The sequence below is a fragment of the Wolbachia endosymbiont (group A) of Nomada flava genome, assembly GCF_964027055.1.
In the GTDB taxonomy this organism is placed as follows: domain Bacteria; phylum Pseudomonadota; class Alphaproteobacteria; order Rickettsiales; family Anaplasmataceae; genus Wolbachia; species Wolbachia pipientis.
Map to the genome: position 1 here is coordinate 167182 of NZ_OZ034725.1, position 18685 is coordinate 185866.

Annotated in this window: 16 protein-coding genes; 12 read left to right on the forward strand and 4 right to left on the reverse strand. The window is 35.6% G+C overall.

The window, feature by feature from the left end:
- The first annotated feature begins 163 nt into the window (after positions 1–163).
- The 3 genes from AAGD70_RS00895 (at position 164) to AAGD70_RS00905 (ending at position 2568) form a co-directional block, all read left to right on the forward strand.
- The gene (locus AAGD70_RS00895) at positions 164–1309 is read left to right on the forward strand and encodes a SurA N-terminal domain-containing protein (protein ID WP_065094442.1); all 1146 of its coding nucleotides are present in this window, start codon (positions 164–166) and stop codon (positions 1307–1309) included.
- Between the two features lie 103 nt (positions 1310–1412).
- The gene (locus tag AAGD70_RS00900) at positions 1413–2033 is read left to right on the forward strand and encodes an oxidoreductase (RefSeq protein ID WP_065094443.1); all 621 of its coding nucleotides are present in this window, start codon (positions 1413–1415) and stop codon (positions 2031–2033) included.
- Positions 2017–2568, forward strand: a complete 552-nt coding sequence (locus tag AAGD70_RS00905; RefSeq protein ID WP_065094444.1) for a 5-formyltetrahydrofolate cyclo-ligase — start codon at positions 2017–2019, stop codon at positions 2566–2568. Before AAGD70_RS00900 ends, AAGD70_RS00905 begins: the two co-directional genes overlap by 17 nt.
- 36 nt (positions 2569–2604) lie before the next feature.
- On the opposite strand, the gene AAGD70_RS00910 is transcribed toward AAGD70_RS00905, so the two are convergent.
- Positions 2605–3495 (reverse strand): hypothetical protein, encoded by an 891-nt coding sequence (locus AAGD70_RS00910; protein WP_341814087.1) that lies wholly within the window; start codon positions 3493–3495, stop codon positions 2605–2607.
- Between the two features lie 293 nt (positions 3496–3788).
- Between AAGD70_RS00910 and elbB the strand changes: the two genes are divergently transcribed.
- Positions 3789–4496 (forward strand): isoprenoid biosynthesis glyoxalase ElbB, encoded by a 708-nt coding sequence (gene elbB / locus AAGD70_RS00915; protein ID WP_065094717.1) that lies wholly within the window; start codon positions 3789–3791, stop codon positions 4494–4496.
- Between the two features lie 146 nt (positions 4497–4642).
- Positions 4643–4951 carry a hypothetical protein gene (locus tag AAGD70_RS00920; RefSeq protein ID WP_010081942.1) on the forward strand — a complete coding sequence of 103 codons (309 nt, stop codon included), beginning with the start codon at positions 4643–4645 and terminating at the stop codon, positions 4949–4951.
- Between the two features lie 2 nt (positions 4952–4953).
- Here the strand turns inward: AAGD70_RS00920 and AAGD70_RS00925 are convergent, their stop codons facing one another.
- Positions 4954–6789, reverse strand: a complete 1836-nt coding sequence (locus tag AAGD70_RS00925; RefSeq protein WP_065094719.1) for a peptidoglycan D,D-transpeptidase FtsI family protein — start codon at positions 6787–6789, stop codon at positions 4954–4956.
- A gap of 20 nt (positions 6790–6809) precedes the next feature.
- Here AAGD70_RS00925 and ispH point away from each other — a divergent pair, with 20 nt between their 5' ends.
- From ispH to AAGD70_RS00945, 4 genes are all read left to right on the forward strand, one after another.
- Entirely contained in the window at positions 6810–7739 is a 930-nt protein-coding gene (ispH, locus tag AAGD70_RS00930) for a 4-hydroxy-3-methylbut-2-enyl diphosphate reductase (protein WP_065094716.1), read from the forward strand.
- Between the two features lie 609 nt (positions 7740–8348).
- On the forward strand, positions 8349–8606 hold the full coding sequence (locus tag AAGD70_RS00935) for a hypothetical protein (RefSeq protein WP_065095159.1): 258 nt from the start codon (positions 8349–8351) through the stop codon (positions 8604–8606).
- 608 nt (positions 8607–9214) lie between these two features.
- Complete coding sequence (htpG, locus tag AAGD70_RS00940) at positions 9215–11119, forward strand: molecular chaperone HtpG (RefSeq protein ID WP_065095160.1); 1905 nt, start codon at positions 9215–9217, stop codon at positions 11117–11119.
- A gap of 37 nt (positions 11120–11156) precedes the next feature.
- Positions 11157–12008 carry a hypothetical protein gene (locus AAGD70_RS00945; protein WP_065095158.1) on the forward strand — a complete coding sequence of 284 codons (852 nt, stop codon included), beginning with the start codon at positions 11157–11159 and terminating at the stop codon, positions 12006–12008.
- A gap of 1 nt (position 12009) precedes the next feature.
- Here the strand turns inward: AAGD70_RS00945 and AAGD70_RS00950 are convergent.
- Positions 12010–12842 (reverse strand): IS5 family transposase gene (locus AAGD70_RS00950; RefSeq protein ID WP_341814070.1). Its coding sequence is split into 2 segments (ribosomal slippage): positions 12010–12476 and positions 12476–12842, totalling 834 coding nucleotides; the frame shifts between segments, so codons are not numbered across the junction.
- Positions 12843–12887: 45 nt separating this feature from the next.
- Between AAGD70_RS00950 and AAGD70_RS00955 the strand changes: the two genes are divergently transcribed.
- The 3 genes from AAGD70_RS00955 to hemA all read left to right on the forward strand — a co-directional run bounded on the left by AAGD70_RS00955 (position 12888) and on the right by hemA (position 18012).
- Positions 12888–13826 carry an ankyrin repeat domain-containing protein gene (locus tag AAGD70_RS00955; protein WP_065094482.1) on the forward strand — a complete coding sequence of 313 codons (939 nt, stop codon included), beginning with the start codon at positions 12888–12890 and terminating at the stop codon, positions 13824–13826.
- A gap of 2 nt (positions 13827–13828) precedes the next feature.
- Entirely contained in the window at positions 13829–16726 is a 2898-nt protein-coding gene (locus AAGD70_RS00960) for an ankyrin repeat domain-containing protein (protein ID WP_065094481.1), read from the forward strand.
- A gap of 71 nt (positions 16727–16797) precedes the next feature.
- Entirely contained in the window at positions 16798–18012 is a 1215-nt protein-coding gene (gene hemA / locus AAGD70_RS00965) for a 5-aminolevulinate synthase (RefSeq protein WP_065094480.1), read from the forward strand.
- Here hemA and AAGD70_RS00970 read toward each other — a convergent pair.
- Complete coding sequence (locus tag AAGD70_RS00970) at positions 17975–18682, reverse strand: inositol monophosphatase family protein (RefSeq protein ID WP_065094479.1); 708 nt, start codon at positions 18680–18682, stop codon at positions 17975–17977. The genes hemA and AAGD70_RS00970 overlap by 38 nt on opposite strands.
- Positions 18683–18685 lie beyond the last annotated feature (3 nt).

Here is an 18685-nt window from a genome sequence, read left to right on the forward strand (position 1 = left end):
TGTTTTTAGCACGGTCTAAATTCGCTATATTGGCATGTTTTTAGCCTGTTTACCTGATCTTGTTGCAATGGTTTTTATTTCCGTCTTTAACTATTAAAAAGTTGGCTAGCATTGATTCAGTATTTATTATAGAATTGGTTATTAACTAAACAACTTTACTTGTATGTATAAAATACTAATCTTACTGTTAATAGTGTTGCCACTTAGGTTGCTTGCAACCGAGATTGAAATTATTGCAGATGTAAATGGCGAGCCAATTTCAAATTTAGATATCGAAAAACGCATCAACTTTATAAATTCATTGTTTGGCACTCAAAGTGTTAATCAAAAAGAAGCAAGGCCTCAAGTTCTTAGGGAGCTAATAGACGAAATTATCATTACCAATGAAGCGCAGAGGCTGAATATAAAATTGAGCAACGAGGAGTTAGATAATGCTGTCATGTTATTTTTAACCCAAAGTTTTAAACTTAATGCTCATGAAGTTGATCAATACATAGAGAAGCATAATATAGATCTTAGTATTTTAAGAAAACAAATAAAATGTCAGTTACTGTGGAGCAAAATTATTGAAGTAAGAATTGTGCCATTTATTAATATAAGCGATAAAGAAGTAGATGATGTAAAAAGGCAAACAGAAAAGCCGGATTATCTTATCACGTTCCAAGAGTTTATAATTCCTGATCAAAAAGACAAGGACGTTTATGGTATAGCTGAAGATTTAGTAAAAAAATTACGCAACAGTAATAACCCAGAATCTCCAATAAAGATGCGTAAAGCAACAGTTAATTTAAGTCAGCTAAAAGGAAAACTCAAGAGCGTTTTAGAAGGATTAGAAACCAGCGACATAGCAGGTCCATTCAGTTTCAGTGAAGGTTACTCTGTTATAAAAGTAATAGATAAAGTACAACTTAATCATACACTGCTGGAAAGCACTTTAAAATTAAAACAGATTGTGGTTGAAGGTTCAGAAAGTTTATTCTCTAATTTTAAAGAGCAAAAGGTCAATTGTTTAAATTTTGACAAATTAGCAGATGATTTTAAGTTGCCAAACGCAAAAGAGTTTGAAATAAAAATGCGAGATTTAAATCCTGATTTACAGATTTTATTTAGTAAAACAAGTGTGAATGAAATAGTAGAATTGAGAGAAAATGGCACTGCAAAGTTGATGATGTTGTGTGATATCAAGAGTAATGTAGCGGATATAGAAGCAATTAAACAGCAGATGTACCAACAAAAGATTATGATACAAAGCAACCTGTTATTAGATGATATGCGTAAAAATTCAGCTGTCAGTTATCGGTATAGTTGAAGTCAGAGAGTGTCCTTGTCTCTGTCTTTGTGTATAGAACTATATAAATTACTTTGTTCTATAAAATTTCAAAAAATTTGAACAAATGTAGTTAAAATAGCACATGAAGAATATAATGCTAATTGGTGGTGGAGTTGGAAATGCAGTGTTATTTTCGATAGGGAAGGCATGTCTTGAAAATAATAACAAGGTTTTGTACTTTGCTGGCTATAAGAAGTTAAGTGATGTATTTAAACGAGCACTGATAGAGCGTGCATCAAATGCAGTAGTTTGGGCATGTGAAGAAGGATTGATAGAAACAAGCAGAGATCAAGATAAATCCTTTCATGGTAATATAGTTGATGCAATAGTCTCTTATCAACAAGGAAGATTAGGTATTAATTTGAACGTTATAGATAAAATTATCACTATTGGTTCTGACAAAATGATGAAAGCTGTGAATGAAGCTAGAAAAACAATTTTAAAGCCATATCTGAAATCAGGCCACATAGCAATATCATCAGTTAATTCTCCTATGCAGTGTATGATGAAAGAAATCTGTGCTCAATGTATTCAGCAACATATAAATAAGGAAACAGAAAAAAGAAGTTTTGTTTATAGTTGCAGTAATCAAGACCAGGATATGGATCTTGTTGACTTTGATTTTTTAAGTGAGCGCTTGAAGCAAAATAGTTTACAAGAAAAACTCACTGCGAAATGGATAGATCATGTTCAAAGATATTAAACAGCACAAAAAGGAAATAAGAGAGCAATATAGAGCTATAAGAAAAGATATTGATGAAAGTTATTCCAGTTATGCGGCAAATTCCCTTATTAATCTCTTTAATCAGAACTTAAGCTACGTTAAAGGTAAAACAATTGCGGCTTATATTCCAATGGATGGAGAAATAGATGTTGTCCCTTTGATGCATAGTTTACTCGATTTAGATTATAAAGTAGCAATTCCTAATAAAAATAAGTTACTAAAATTTGAGGAATGGAACGAAACAAATGAAGATGTAATTCCCGACACAATCATTACTCCTGTTATTGCTTTTGATGATCATTTTAATAGATTAGGTTTTGGCGGTGGTTGGTATGATACAATGATAGAAAAACTGCGGCCACTTGGAAAAATATTTATAGGTGTAGCCTATGAGAAACAATATTGTAAAGATTTACCTGTAGAAAAACATGATCAAAAATTGGATATTATAATCACTGAAATGTGTGTTAGGTGTAGAAGTGGATTGCTCAAAAAAGTGGATAAAAAAGAATAGATCTCTACCTTTCCCATTCCCTCCCTCTCCAAGCCATCAGAGGGTTTTGGTTTCTCCTGTACTCGCTTGTTCAGAACTTGGACTATCTAATTGAGGAACTGGTGACTTCATTTGGTTAACTTTATCATTAACCATTTTTTCTACCTCCTCTATTTTACCCTCACCAATGGCCATAATTTTAGATTGAAATTTCTCCATAAGTTCCTCAAGTGCTTCCTTATCACTTTCATAAGTACTAGTACCTTTTTCTCTAAGCTTTTTCATATCATCTTCTGAAAAATTTTGAATAGTTCCATTCTTTACTAACTCTTGTATAGCAGATCGCTGCCCTTCATTTTGAAGCATGCCTATGACCTTTGCTTTACTCTGGGCGTTTTTTATTTTTTCACCTTCTTCGGACATATTATAGCCTATAATCTCTAGAGCCAAACTGTTGTATAATTTACTAAAGTTATCTTTTTTTGGCCCAACCTCAGGCAATTTATCCCCTAAATTTTTAGATAAACTTTTCACTGCTTTTCCTGCATCAATCGCACCTTCTTTTATTTTTCCCCCTGCCTTTCCTATACCTATTCCTACATAACGTGCTCCAATAGCTACAAGCGCTATTAATGTAGCAAGCACAATAAGCGGAGAAAATGCTACTCCTAATACCATTCCAGCAGAAGCTATTCCTATTTTTTCATTTGCAGATGCTGATTTAAAATAATTGACTAGATTATCCAGCGGACCTTTATTATTATTTATAACATTACTTATTGCTTGTTGGTTAACAGATTCTAACGCCTCTTCTATTATTTTTGAGTCAACGGTTTCAGAAGTTAACCCTTTAAGTGCTTCTTCAATGAGTTTTATAAATAATTCTTTATTTACCTCCTTTTGCAAGCCTTGGTCATTAATTGCTAAACCTAAATCTTTGAGGTTCATCTCTCTAACTTGTTCTGATAGGGCTTCAAACAACTTCCCTTTTTCTTCCTGTGGGAACTGTGCAATGCTTTCTATTATATCTGAAATAGCTTTTCTTAGTTCTGGGTAGTCAGTGTCAAAAAACGTACTGTTTGTAGGTGCCATATTCAACTTCATCAACTATCAATATGCCTAATTATATATACTAATTATTAATTATATTATAATAAATATGAGATAATTAATATAATAACCTCTTTCCAAATATAGAATTTGTATTAAAATATCTAGATTACATGAAATTAAGGTACTTTATGGGTGAAAAAAAATTAAAAGCTGCTGTGGTTTTATCAGGGTGTGGTCACCTTGACGGTGCAGAGGTAAGAGAAGCGGTTTTAAGTCTGCTTGTGCTTGATCAGCAGGATGTGGATGTTAAATGCTTTGCACCTGATATCAATATCACACAAGTTATGAATCATAAAACAAAGGAGGCAGTGAAAGAAAAAAGGAATGTGCTTGCAGAATCAGCAAGAATCGCAAGAGGCGAAATATATGACTTAAAAGAAGCCAAAGCTGAAAATTTTGACATGCTAGTTGTACCTGGTGGATACGGGGTTGCGAAAAATTTATCTGACTTAGCTGAAAGTAAAGACATGGTGACAGTAATGCCTGAATTTGAAAGATTAGTTTCAGAATTTTTTGTTACAAAAAAGCCAATAGGAGCGATATGCATATCTCCAGCCATCATTGTTTCAATTTTAAGTAGCAAGATAGGTAAAGAAGAAAGTAAGGTTAAGGTAACTATAGGAGATGACAGAGAACAGTTGATAGAAAGGCTTGGCGGCGAGCACATAAAATGCGATACAGAGTTATCAATAGAAGACGAAGAACATAATGTATTTTCCTGTTCTGCTTATATGCGTAGCGACGAAAGTACATACTCTGTATATCAAGGGATAAAGCATATGATTGACAGCATGGTAAAAAAGATTAACAAAAAAACTAAACAGCCATTCCTCTAAGATATAGTGATTTAGACTTCCTTACACAATTAACTGTTGAATTTTACATTCTTAGCTGTATTATAGCTAAAGTGCTCTAGGTTTACTGACTATAACGGTATGGCGTAGGGCTTTAGCTCTTTTTTTATAAACGTAAGGTGTTTTATATGTCAGACCTTTTCTATATTGAAACTACGTGTTGTGTGGACGGTCAGTGTGATGTCTATACAGGGGAAGTGAGTTTTAATGATGTCATGTTAGGCAAGTTCAGTCTAAATTCGTGCAGCGGGAAAGAAGCTATGATAAATCTAGACATTATTACATTCGATATTAATATCGCTATTGATGGTCAAAATGGAAAGACAATAAAAAAAGACCTTAAAGGTCTTGAATTTGTAACTAAAGATGATGGTTCTTGGTATATTAATAAGGATTTTGGTGATGATAAATTTGAAGTTGTAGTAAAGCAATCATAATTTTACATCTCAGGTGTAACATTTAGTATAGGCGCTATTCTATTTATAATGTTCTTTACTATAGGCGCAGCAATTATTCCCCCGGTATGGTGCATCCCTTGAGGTTCATCAATAGCAATTAGCACTATGTACCTTGGGTCAAGCATAGTTAGCACTCCTATAAATGATGCTATGTTTGCATCTTTGCTATATTTACCATCTACAACTTTTTCCGCCGATCCAGTTTTTCCTCCTATTGAATATGCCTTTATTTTTGCTTTTCTGCCAGTGCCATCTGTTACTGCTGCGCGTAATAATTTTCTCATTTCCCTGGAGGTTTTTCTTGAGATAATTTGCTCTCCTATGCTTCTTTTATTCAATATCAAGGTTGCGTTATGAAATATTCCATTGTTGATTAATGCTGCTGCAGTTTGTGCAAGATGTATAGGAGTTACAGCTATGCCATAACCATAAGATGCTGTTATTAAAGTGTTTTCACTCCATTTATCCGGGATTATCGGTGTAGATTTTTCTGGTATTTCTATTTTCAAAGGAGAAAATAGCTTCATAGCTTTAAAGTATTCTACCTGTTTTTCAATACCTAGTTTGACTGCAATTTTTGCTGCACCAATGTTGGATGATTTTACAAATATATCTTGCACAGTAATTTTTGGAATTTTAGATTTATGAAAATCCTGAATTTTATACTTTCCAATGGTGATTGGTGTTGATACGTCATATAAATCGCTAGTTTTTGTAGCGTTCGCATCAAGCGCTGCGGCTATTGTAAAGTATTTTAATACCGACCCCATCTCATATACCCCAAGACTGGCGCGATTAAACTTTTGTACGTCTTCTGCCTTATTCTGTAAGTTGGGATTAAAATCAGGTAGGCTGACCATCGAGATAACTTCACTATTTCTCACATTTAAAACAATTCCTACTCCGCCAAGTGCCTGATATCTGCTTACAGCTTTAGTTAGCTCTTCATGCACTATGCTTTGCACTCGTGTATCTAAGGATAGTTGAACATATTGATCAGCAGAGCGTGACCATCCCTGTTGGATGACAGAAGATTGTGCAGAAGCTTGGTCTGGTGTCATTCCAGTGCACTGACACTGGAATCCAGTTTTATGCGCAATTTCATCACAAACATTGTTTTTGACATATGTTTCTGGAATCCGTTGTTCATCACGTAATTTGTCAGTATTTTTATATCTGGATCCCAGTGTCACGCACTGGATCTGTTGTGTGGGGAGTTGCTGTGTAGGAATTGCTTTCAAGTTGCAACATTCATACAACTGTATATCAGGTACTTGGATAACAGAATGTTGTTTGTTTTTACTTATATATGCCTCAACTCCTGCAATACCGTTGCCATCTATGTCAGTGTAACCAAGCACGTGTGAAAATAAATTACTGTGAGGATATATACGTTTTACATCGTTATAGAAGTTTATTCCTGGCACGCCGGCGTTTTTTATTGCTAACAGTTCTTTTGGAGTTAAGTGCCGCTTTATCCAAGCAAATTTCTTTTCTGAAGTAAGTACTCTATATAAGTTCTTGTATTCGAGGTCATGCAAAGTAGAACACAGTTGTGCTGCTATACTTTCCGGATTCTTTACTTTGGTTGCATCTATATATAGTGATGTTGTGGGCACATTTGTTGCTACTACCACTCCATTTCTATCTAAAATATCGGGTTGTTTATGTACTATATTATCTTTTCTAAAATTTTCTGAAGTAGTAAGTTGATCAAATGTGAAAGAGAATATGCGAAAAATAATTATTATATAAAATATAAATAGTGGTACTATAAAATACAGTGAGCGGAGCTTATTTTTAAGTAATGCTTGCATATTTACTTGATTTGACAAAAATGGAAATCATTTTAGCTGAACCACGAGGTTTTTGTGCCGGGGTAAAAAGAGCTGTGGACATATTAGCTATTACTTTAGAAAAATACAAAAACGAGCGCCAAGTTTATGTGCTACACGAAATTGTTCACAATAAATATATAGTAGAGGACTTTAAGAGACAAGGAGTGGTTTTTGTGAACAGTATCGAGGAAATTGAAGATAATGGAGGAATACTGATCTTCAGCGCGCACGGAGTATCAAAAAATATAGAAGATGAGGCAAAAAGAAAGGGTATTCAAGTGATTGATGCAACATGTCCTTTAGTCAGCAAAGTGCATAAAGAGGCAAAAAGGTATGAAAACGGTGGTAAAGAACTAATTCTCATTGGGCATGAAAACCATCCAGAAGTTAAGGGAATTAGAGGAAGAGTAAATAATCCTATCATTTTAGTGCAAACTGTGCAGGACGTACGCAATTTAAAAGTTAAAGATCCAGATAATTTATCTTATGTTACACAAACCACGTTAAGCATCGACGACACCCGTGAAATTATTGTTGCTCTGAAGCTCAGGTTTCCAGGCATAACAGGTCCAGATTTAAAGGACATATGCTATGCAACGCAAAACAGACAAAATGCTGTTAAAAAGCTAGCTGAAATTGTAGACATGGTGTTAGTTGTAGGAAGTAAAAATAGCTCAAATTCAAACCGCTTATTAGATCTGTGCACTGCCAGAGGAAAAAAAGCCTACTTGATTGATAATTATAGCTGTGTGAATAAAAGCTGGTTTCAGGGCGTAGAAAAGATAGGAATCACCGCAGGTGCTTCCGCTCCTGACATATTAGTTGATGAATTAATAGACTACCTAAAAGTAAACCTGAGTGTAAAAATTTCAGTTATGCCAGGTGGTATTACTGAAAATGTTCAGTTTAAAATACCAAATCTGGTTTAAAACACAACTTATCTACTAAGCTTCTCTTGAAATCACACAAATCAGCATCTATAGCTAAGACGTCACACCGCGATTCATTAGACCTCTTGCATAACCATATAACAAACTTTTATTGGGAATAGAAACGAAAAAATTACTTTACAAGCTTCGCCAGCCCCCTTATCATTGTACTGAAGGTATTCAGTTATCTTCATCTGTGCAGATTAAACAGCAAGAAAACAACGTAGTTGGCGTCTTATTTTTAATTTTTTGCACTATGTGCACCTTATGTCTTCACAACATTTCTGGGTTTTTACCTATATAAGCTGAAACGCGCTTATAAGTCGTTTAAGACAGTATAGTACGCCAGTTTGCAGGATTAGAGAGTGAACACTAATTACCACGGGGTTTCTTTTGCCTTTTTTTCTGCTTAGTAAATTTCTTAAACATTTAAGCTAAGGTTAGTTGCACTTAAAAGCAGCTAAATTGCAGCGTTTAAGACTTAAAAAAACGCCAATACAGAAAATAGACAATGACCAGGGCTTCTTTTGCCTTTTTTTTCGTTTGGTAAATTTCTTAAATGTTTACGGCTAATATGAAGCTAAGTACGAACTTTGTTAAACACAACAAATGGTGTCATTCCAGTCTGGAATCCAGGAAAAAGAATGGTGTCATCCCAGTGCCCAAACACTGGGATCCAGTTTTCTTTACAAATTCACCAAAAGTGTTTCATTCTATAACATAAAACCCATACTCACCAAATCCAATGCATTACTTGCAATTAAGTTTCCTGGATCTCAGTGTCTGGGCACTGGGATAACAAAGGAGGACGTTATTCCAGTGCCAAGCACTGACCATTTCTGGTCTCTTAAATTGCAACTAATCTAAGTATTAAAAAATTTACCAAGCGAAAAAAAAGGCAAAAGAAGCCCGATGGTTGGCTAGTTACTTACATTATACTTTCAAGTATGGCGTTTTTTTATTCTAAACGCTTAATAACCGTGACTCAGCCGCTTTTAAGCCGCAACTAATCTAAATTATAAACGTTAAGAAATTTACTAAACAGAAAAAAAGGCAAAGAAACCCTAGGGTAGCTAATTATTCACTATCCATTTTTTAAGTTGGCGTTTTTTGATGTTTTAAATAGCGTATTTCAGCTTGTGTAGCTAGAAATTTGATAAAGACATGAGGTGCACATAGTGCAAAAAATTAAGCATGATTTACGCCAAATACATTAAGTTTTTTTGTCATTAATCCACTGCAGAGATTGCGAAGATAAATAAATAGCTTCAGTTTCATGATAAGGGGGCTGGCGAAGGGTGTTAAGGAAGTTTTTCGTTTCATCCAATGCGCTGCTAAAAGTTTGTTATGCAAGAGATCCCATAAATTGGGTGTCATAATAACTACACCCACATTAATTTTGGTGTACGTGACCTTGAAAGATCGTGATTCAATACTTAAATTATTAGGGTAGTAGGCAAATAATGGAGCTCAAAATGCATAATGTACAAGAAACTGAAAATTTAAAATTTGACGCTGAGGTAGGGAAAGTACTGAATATAGTGATTCATTCACTTTACACCAATAAAGACATTTTTCTGCGTGAATTAATATCAAATGCATCAGATGCATGTGATAAGTTGCGCTATGAATCTCAACTAAACCCTAATTTGCTAGATTTGAGTGATGAATTAAAAATTACTATTAGCTCCAATAAAGATAAGAACGAGCTATATATCACTGATAATGGCGTCGGAATGAACAGACAAGATTTAATAGATAACCTTGGTACAATTGCAAGCTCTGGTACGCAAAAGTTCTTAGATGCGATCAAGAATAATAAAGATTCAAGTCAAACTGTAGAGCTGATAGGTAAGTTTGGTGTTGGTTTTTATTCAAGCTTTATGGTTGCATCGGAAGTAATAGTAGAATCAAGAAAAGCTGGAGAGGAGGAGTCTTGGGTCTGGAAATCCAAGGGAGATGGAGAATATTCAATAAGTAAATCAGATAATCAAGTCCCTCGCGGAACCAAAATTACACTCATTATGCATCCTGAAGAAAATGAGTTTTTAGATAAATTTCGTGTTGAAAACATTGTCACTACTTACTCTGATCATATAAATTTTCCTGTTGAATTCATAGATGAAGAAGGAAAAAGTGAAAAGTTAAACAGTAAGGCTGCAATTTGGACTAAGCCAAAAAATGACGTTACTCAGGAGGAGCACAACGATTTTTTCCGCAGTGTTGCGCATGTTGGTGGTGAACCTTGGATGATATTGCATAATAAAAATGAAGGTGCAATAGAATATACGAATTTGCTTTATGTTCCCTCTATTAAACCTTTTGATTTATTTCATCCAGATAGACGTTGCTCTGTGAAGTTATATGTAAACAAGGTATTTATTACTGAAGATAACGTACAGATCATACCACAATACTTGCGTTTTCTGAAAGGCGTGGTTGATTCACCGGACTTGCCTCTTAATATCAGCAGAGAAACGCTGCAGAATAATCGTGTTGTTGAGCAAATCAGGAAATCCCTCACTAAACGCGCGATATCAGAGCTCGGTAAAAAGGCAAAAGAGAATTTGGAAGAGTACACAAAATTCTGGACCAATTTTGGTGCAGTATTAAAAGAGGGTCTTTGTGAAGCTATGCCAACTGATGAGAGAGAAGCGCTGCTCTCAATTTGCAGATTTCAGAGCACTGGTGATGAGAAATTAGTCAGCATTGATGACTATATAAGCAGAATGAAGCCTGAGCAGGAGCATATCTATTATCTCACCGGAAATAGCTTGGATTCAGTGAAAAACAGTCCACAACTTGAAGGATTCGTCAGTAAAGGACTAGAAGTGCTCCTATTTGTTGATCCAGTTGATGATTTCTGGACTAGCGTGATTCATGAATATAAAGATCAGAAAATCAAGTCTGTAACCCGCGCAGATGTTGATTTGGAAAAATTCTCTTCAGAAGAAGATAAGAAAGATAAAGAAAATAAATCGAAAGAAGAAAAAACTGAGGAAAATACAGATTCTATAATGCAATATTTCACCAAAGTTCTTGGCAATTCAGTAAAAAGCGTAAAAATTTCCAAAAAGTTAACCGGTAGTCCCGTATGCCTAGCGGTTGATGAAGGTGCTATGGATCTTCGCATGGAGCGTTTCTTGCGCGAACAAAAGCAGCTAAATTACCGCACGCCAAAGGTGCTGGAAATCAACACTAAACATCCTGTAATAAAAAATATAATGAAATCTTATGCTGAAAGTGGTGAAAACCCAACATTGGAGGACATGGTTCACTTATTGTTTTACCAAGCTTGTATAGTGGAAGGTGAAGAGATGGATGATGTAAGTCTGTTTGCTAAGAGAGTTAATAATTTGCTTGGCAAGATTTCTGTTTAATGCTATACTTAGCTTAGCTATTAATTAGGGGTAAAACATGATTTGGAGTTTACTTGGTGGGCTCATGCCACCAGCAGTAGATACTGCAAAAGAAAATAAAGTTAAAAGTACGAAAAATTCTGGGGATTCAGGTAATTGTTCAGAGGCTGAAGAAGAACAAAATACCAACAGAGCGACTAGATCAGAATTTAAGCTAACGCAATCTTTGCTCAGTCAAGTAAGGGCAGACAAAAATAATGCTGATGCGAATTCTGGTAAGCAAGCTTATAAAGACTTACCTAGAATGAATTTTATAATCAATGGTAAAACCATAAGTAAAGATTTTGTTGGCCAGTTGTGTGATAGGTATAATCAAGAGCTTCAAAGTAGTAAACGCCAAGTTGTAAAGCATGTTTTAATAGAAATGTTTAAGCATGCTAAGGCAGAAGTTCCAGATGATCATATACTGAAAGAGTTAATTACTAATTGCAATCAAGCCGGGTATGACGGCTCTTTGCTCATGCAGCTCTTTCCTATATTTTTTGAGCATAACCTACAATTGCCTGACGCTAACGATAGAAAGATAAGTATTATATGTAATAGCCAAGATTCCCTAAATATTCAGTATTGTCCAAGTATGCCTGTTAAGCAACAGGATACAAATATAGAAATATGCAGGCTTGATGCTATTTTAGAGTTCACGCTTAAATCTCAGAATGGTAAGGTAGAGTATGAAGAAGGTAAAGTAACACTTACCATTCCCGAGCAGTTAAAAACTGGTAGAGAAAATTTACTAGATGATATCAATAAGTATTTTAAAGGTGCCGATAATGCAGTTGTTGCAGGTTCGCCAGCAGAGGTGGATTCAGATGTTGATAATTCATTTGAGAGGTTGTCCACAAACCAGTAAATCAAGCATATTCCCTACTTAACATAACTTTACTCATAGCCAGATATATGAAACTTTCAGTAGATGTTGTAAGTAAATCGTACTCCTTTGATAGCCTTCTATTTCTATTGATCCAAGCAAAAGTCCTCTCTACCACCCACCTTCTCGGCTGTACTGAAAATCCAGGATCCCGTTGTGGCAATAGTTCTAGTGGTGTATCTTTATGCACCCAAAACCTACATGGAGGCCTTTTGACAATTTCAATATCTATCCCATATTCTCTCTTTACGTAATCCTTTAAATATTTTCCTTGGTATCCCATATCAGCCCACATTTTCTTAATATTGCTGTATTTTTCCTTCATATCGTCCAATGCCATCTTCACCCCATCTCTGTCATTTTCGCTTGCAGCTCCTACATAGCAACCAAGCACAAATCCTTGAGTATCTGTGATTATATGTCTTTTTCTCCCCTTTACCTTTTTCGCACCATCATAACCTTTGACCCCCCTTTTTCCGTGGTTTTTACCGATTGACTGTCCACTATGCATGCGCTCGGCTCCTCATTTCTTCCCATTTTTGACCTACTATATTTAGTGATATCATAGTTCATTTTCTCAAAAATTCCCTGCTTTTTCCATCTTCTAAACTGTTCATGCACAGCCTTCCACGGCGGAAAATCGTGTGGTAAATAGCACCATTGACATCCTGTGCGCAGTATATAAAGAATTGCATTTACTATCTCACACTTACTGTATTTTGGTGGCCTTCCTCCTTTCTTGTACGATACTCTGAAGTGTTTTTCTATTCTTGCCCATTCCCTTTTACTTAAATCTGTTGGATATTTTTTCCTCATCTCTTACCTCAATATTCTTTCTTTATATACTACGTATTCCTTGGTTTGTGGACAACCTCTGATATCATTCCTAAAAGTTTAGCCTTTGATAAATTGGTAGATATTATAAATAAAGCAAAAAATGGTGATTATACGAATTTGGATGAAGTTATGGGTAATATAAAGGAAGAGAAAGATGACATACCTATTAACCCTGATCTTAAAGATCTGAAGGATTTTTGCTCACAGCAACTTAATTTGACGGCACAAACAGATCATGAGCGCGTGCGTAAAGTGCTCATAGAAAAAATATATAAAAAAGAGAATGGTACGGTAAAAGAATTGGTACTTCTAGCCATTGCAGCTAATGATACGCTTGTGGAAAGATGTGTAAAGATGCACGAAGGTATATTATTCACGCAAGATGAAGAGCTTGATAGTCTGCTTATTGGTGCTGGTAAGAGATGCTATATTAAATTTTTGTTAGAGCATTTAGAAAAAGAACTAGATTCTATTCTATCTTGGCGTGGTATATGTGAAAAGCTTAAAAGGGCGTCGTCAATTGGCAATCAGAAATGCGTGGAAGCGATACTAGATAAATTTAAAGATACTGAGAGTAGAGATCCTGCTATAAAACTTTTGCACTATGCTGTAGAAAAAGGCGATTATGATTTAGTAAACTCACTTATTAAAAATGGCGCTGATGTTAATATTCAAGATAGGAATAACAAAACAGCTTTACATTATGCCGTTTCCTCTTATGGTGACATTCAGAATGTTAATAAAATGGTAATGTTGCTTGTTGAAAGTGGTGCTAAGATTGACACTCAAGATAGCGATGGCAAAACAGCTCTACATTATGCTGCTGCTTCCAATAAGGATGAAATAGTAAGGTTGCTTTTAAAAGAGGGAGCTAATGAGGAAATTAAAGATAAATCTGGTAAGACATTTTTAGACAGGGAGCTAATGAGGAAATTAAAGATAAATCTGGTAAGACATTTTTAGACATGGTAGCTTCAGGAACTAAATCATTCCTTCTTAACGTGTTACACCCAGGAGGGCTTTTGCATCATGCTGCTAAGGAAGGTAATATTGACAGGGCTAAAAGACTTCTTGCGAACGGTAAGGATGTTAATGCTAAAAATAGTCATCGTGAGAGTCCTTTAAGTGTAGCTATTAAAGCAGGTAATCTGGAAGTAATAGAATTGCTTGTGAATAATGATGCTGTTATAACTGAAAAAGCCATACAATATGCACGAGGTGTTTATGAAAAATGTGAGGAAGATAAAAAGCAAGCTCATTTAAGCGTATTAACGTTTCCTGTGAATATTCATAATGAACAGCTATTTAAAAAGGCCATTGAACAAGGTGATCTGAAAAAAATAGAATCGTATGTAAAGAAAGGTGCTGTTATAACTGAAGAAATTGTACAATATGCAAAAGATGTTTGTAAAAACTATAAGGAAGATAGAAAGCAAGCTCATTCAAGCGTATTAAAGTTTCTTGAGAAGACTAGTAAAGATCAATTTAAAAAAGCCATTGAAGCAGGTAATCTGGAAGTAATAGAATTGCTTGAGAGTAAGGATGCTGTTATAACTGAAAAAGCCATACAATACGCACGAGGTGTTTATGAAAAATGTGAGGAAGATAAAAAGCAAGCTCATTCAAGCGTATTAATGTTTCTTGTGAATATTCATATTAGAGCGGCCATTAAACAAGGTAATCTGGAAAGAATAAAATCTCTTGTAAAGGAAGATACTGTTATATCTGGAGAAATCATACAATGCGCACAAAATGCTTGTAAAAATTGTAAGAAAGATAAAAAGCAAGCTCATTCAAGCGTATTAACGTTTCTTGTGGATATTTATAATGAACAGCTACTTAAAAAGGCCATTGAACAAGGTGATCTGAAAAAAATAGAATCGTATGTAAAGAAAGGTGCTGTTATAACTGAAGAAACCATACAATACGCACGAGAGGTTTGTAAAGACTATGAGGAAGGTAGAAAGCAAGCTCATTCAAACGTATTAACGTTTCTTGAGAAGACTAGTAAAGATCAATTTGAAAAAGCCATTGAACTAGGTGAGCTAGAAAGAGTTGAATTGTTTGTAAAGAAAGGTGCTGTTATAACTGAAGGAATCATACAACACGCACAAAATGCTTATGGAAAATGTAAGGAGAGAAGAGTTTATATAGCGAAGTATCCAGGCGGAATGAAGGCTGAGGAGCAGAATCGTGCAAAAATACTAAATTTTTTTAAGGATAATGTACAATCAAATAGTAACTTAGTAAATGGAACTGCAGCCTCAAGTCAAGTAGTGAATGAAGAAGATAACAATCAATCAGAAAATCCAGGACTTGAAAGTGCTGGCAGTAAGCAGCCACAAGAAAATGTTGACAAAGGAGAAAATATTATGGATAATGAAAAGGCTTCAATAGAAGAAGCTATAGGTAATAATTATAGGAGGGGTGAAATGTCTAAAAATAAAAAAAGTATAAAGCAGAAATCGTTTAGTGTTGATGATAATGTTATCTACGATGTTGAGCGGATGAATGATTTTCTAAAAAGCAATAATAATAAGCTTGTTTTGAGCAGAGTCCTAAGCCAAGTAAATGTTAAACTTCAAGAGAAGGGGAACACTGACGGTCTAGCTTCTACTAAGAAGAAAAAAAAAGATACTCAGAAAGGAAAACTCTTAAAAGTTAGAGAATTGCTTACAGAAAAGATCAGTAACATTGAAATGAATGCTAAGGCTGCTGTATCATCAGTAACTGATGTTAGCGCTACTACAAGTAGTCACGAAGCTCCTGTTAATATTGATGATGAGAAAAAACAAGCTCATGCTCAACCTGCTGAACATGTACCAGAAGAAAGTGCAAAACTTAAGGCACAGCCTTCTAATACTCAAGAGCAACAAGAAGTTTCTGAGACTCCAGTTCCAGAACAAACGGATGATATTGAAAGTTTAAGTACACAGGACGCTCTTGTTCCTCAAAGTAAAAGTGCTACCGTGTTATCAATTGATGGTGAGGATAAACAAACTCCTGTTCAACCGGTAGAGTCTGAAAGTAAAGGTGATCAACAAGGTTCACCACCACTTTCACCACAGAGTTCTGCGAGTGGTGATGTTGAAGGTACAGAAGCCTCTGCTAATGCAGCAGTAACTACGCCTGAAGAAGCACGTAGTCTTGTGAGTGATGGTGAGCATGATAAAATCGTGTCTAAAGAGCACCAAGATGATGCACTAGAAAAAGATTTAATAGATTTTTCAAGTGATGATGGCAATAGTCCTCTAGGAGATCCAGTACCTACATCAACTAACGAAATCCCTGGACAAGAAGATGGTACTCAAACTACCACCAGGCAGCAAGAACCGAATCCAATTCCAACACCTACACCGGTGCCAACGCCGAACCTAACACCAACACCGAATCCAATTCCAACACCTACGCCGGCGCCAACGCCAGGACTGACACCGGATCTAACACAAGATCCAATTCTAACACCTACGCTGGTGCCAACACCGAATCTAACACCAACACCGAATCCAGTGCCAACACCAGAACCAGTGCCTTCAGTAGCTAACAACAAATCTGAGCAGGTGAATGATACTCAAACCAATGGCGGGTTGCCTAATAATTCAGGCAAAAATAATGCTATTCCACAAAATACAAAAAGTAGTAAGCTGCCTGTTATAGCTGCTTCTGCACTTGCAATAGCTGGTATTATTTCAGGGGTGGCTGTTGCAGTTTACTTGGAAATGTTAGCGGTAGGAATAGCAGTTGGAGCTGGTTGTCTTATTGTAGCTATAGTTACCTACTGCTATAGGCCTAAAACCTTAATTGAAAACGATAAGGTCGAAAAGGTTGATGATATGCAAAAAAGTACACCTTGCTGTAGCTGACGATGAATAAATATAGTAGTCTATCGTTTAATAATTTATTATAATTATGTTAATTATTAGTGAATAAAAACTTGGTAAACTACGAAGAAATATTCTTGAATAAAATAAAAGATATAAAAGATGAGGGGCGCTACCGTGAATTTACGCACTTTGCGTCATTACCAGGTAGGCTCCCCCACATTATGGACTATGAAAGAAATAGGGAAGTAATAGTCTGGTGCAGTAATAACTATTTGGGAATGTCACAAAATGAGAGTGTAATTGCCGCTATCCAAAATTCATCTGTTGGTGCTGGAGGAACAAGAAATATATCTGGTACAACAAAAGAGGTTGTCGAACTTGAAAAATCCTTAGCTTGTTTGCATAAAAAAGAGGCTGCTTTAACTTTTGCTTGTGGCTACCTCGCTAACCAGACAACACTTAGCACTTTATCGTCTGTTATTCCGGGCGTAGTAATTTTTTCAGACGAGAAGAACCATTCTTCGATGATAGAAGGCATAAAATCAGGAAAAAGGCCAAAACATATATTTAAACACAATGATGTTAATCATCTAGAGCAGTTACTCAAGTCTATAGACAAAAAGACACCAAAAATAATAGTACTTGAATCCGTATATTCAATGGATGGCGATATAGCGCCGCTTGAAGCGATATGTGATCTTGCAGATCAACATAATGCAATTACCTATTTGGATGAGGTGCACGCAGTTGGCATGTATGGTTCACATGGTGGCGGAATTGCAGAAAGAGAAGGTCTGATGGATAGAATAACCGTTATTCAAGGTACACTATCAAAGGCTTTTGGAGTGATGGGTGGGTATATAGCGTCTTCAAAGAGCTTGGTAGATGTAATAAGAAGTTCCGCTCCAGGATTTATTTTTACCACTGCTATGTCGCCTGTTTTAGCAGCGGCAGCAAAGGCAAGCGTTGAGCACCTAAAATCGAGCAACATTGAAAGGGAAAAGCAAAAGCAAGTCGTTGAAAAAGTAAAAAACTCACTGAGAAATGCAGGAATTAACTTCATTCCAACAGAAACTCATATAATTCCAATAATAATTGGCAACTCAGAGTTATCCAAAAAAGCATCAAAATTATTATTTGATGAGTATGGAATATATGTTCAACATATAAATTACCCGACAGTTCCAAGAGGAACTGAGCGTTTCCGTATTACCCCTACACCTTATCATACCGATGAAATGATAGAACATTTAACAGAGTCTCTTGTAAAAGTTTTCGAAAAGCTGTCTATTTCTGTAGCCTGTTTGCAATATCATCAGCAATAATTAACCCATTATTTTCTGTTAACCTTCCACCGCTTTCTTGCAGGAAAAGCTTACCGAGTAAAGCCTTATATTGATTAATTCCAGAGTAAATTATTCCACTGTGCCTTCCTGCCGCAAGGTATGCAAAGCCTAAAATTGTTGAACCTATGGAGCGTACATTACTATTGCCAGGCAGCAATTTATTTAACAAATTACCACTTACATCTATTAGACCCCCTTCACGGCTTTTCACTCGCATTTTTACATGACGAGATCTAAAATCCTCAAGAAAAGCACCTTTCTTTTCTTCTGCCCAAAAAGTTTCTCTAAGAGCCGGAGCATCAATTACAGCTGCCACAACTTTATTTTTATGAATGAGACAGACTGATACTGCAAAATAAACCATGCAACTAGAAAAGTTCTCCCTGCCCTCTATAGGCATAATAAACCAGGTATAAGTGTTATCTTTTACTTCTTGATCAGTATCATCTTCAAAAATAAAACCATAGTCTCGTTTGTAGTCGTGCAAGCAATCGTATATGGTTTGCTTGGATTTTGAATAAGTTTTATTAATAAAGTCTGCTGATTTAACATTAGAAATTTGCAATTCATTAAAATCGCGCATAAGCTGCTTGGAAGCATTACGCACAGAATCAAGCATCACATTAATTCGTGGTGATGAGAGGGACATTCT

What these genes read in the sequence shown, in the direction of transcription:
- AAGD70_RS00895 (WP_065094442.1), top strand. Translation starts at nt 164, where the DNA reads ATGTATAAAATACTAATCTTACTGTTAATAGTGTTGCCACTTAGGTTG.
- AAGD70_RS00900 (WP_065094443.1), top strand. Translation starts at nt 1,413, where the DNA reads ATGAAGAATATAATGCTAATTGGTGGTGGAGTTGGAAATGCAGTGTTA.
- AAGD70_RS00905 (WP_065094444.1), top strand. Translation starts at nt 2,017, where the DNA reads ATGTTCAAAGATATTAAACAGCACAAAAAGGAAATAAGAGAGCAATAT.
- AAGD70_RS00910 (WP_341814087.1), bottom strand. Translation starts at nt 3,495, where the DNA reads ATGAACCTCAAAGATTTAGGTTTAGCAATTAATGACCAAGGCTTGCAA.
- elbB (WP_065094717.1), top strand. Translation starts at nt 3,789, where the DNA reads ATGGGTGAAAAAAAATTAAAAGCTGCTGTGGTTTTATCAGGGTGTGGT.
- AAGD70_RS00920 (WP_010081942.1), top strand. Translation starts at nt 4,643, where the DNA reads ATGTCAGACCTTTTCTATATTGAAACTACGTGTTGTGTGGACGGTCAG.
- AAGD70_RS00925 (WP_065094719.1), bottom strand. Translation starts at nt 6,789, where the DNA reads ATGCAAGCATTACTTAAAAATAAGCTCCGCTCACTGTATTTTATAGTA.
- ispH (WP_065094716.1), top strand. Translation starts at nt 6,810, where the DNA reads ATGGAAATCATTTTAGCTGAACCACGAGGTTTTTGTGCCGGGGTAAAA.
- AAGD70_RS00935 (WP_065095159.1), top strand. Translation starts at nt 8,349, where the DNA reads ATGGTGTCATTCCAGTCTGGAATCCAGGAAAAAGAATGGTGTCATCCC.
- htpG (WP_065095160.1), top strand. Translation starts at nt 9,215, where the DNA reads ATGCATAATGTACAAGAAACTGAAAATTTAAAATTTGACGCTGAGGTA.
- AAGD70_RS00945 (WP_065095158.1), top strand. Translation starts at nt 11,157, where the DNA reads ATGATTTGGAGTTTACTTGGTGGGCTCATGCCACCAGCAGTAGATACT.
- AAGD70_RS00960 (WP_065094481.1), top strand. Translation starts at nt 13,829, where the DNA reads ATGGTAGCTTCAGGAACTAAATCATTCCTTCTTAACGTGTTACACCCA.
- AAGD70_RS00970 (WP_065094479.1), bottom strand. Translation starts at nt 18,682, where the DNA reads ATGTCCCTCTCATCACCACGAATTAATGTGATGCTTGATTCTGTGCGT.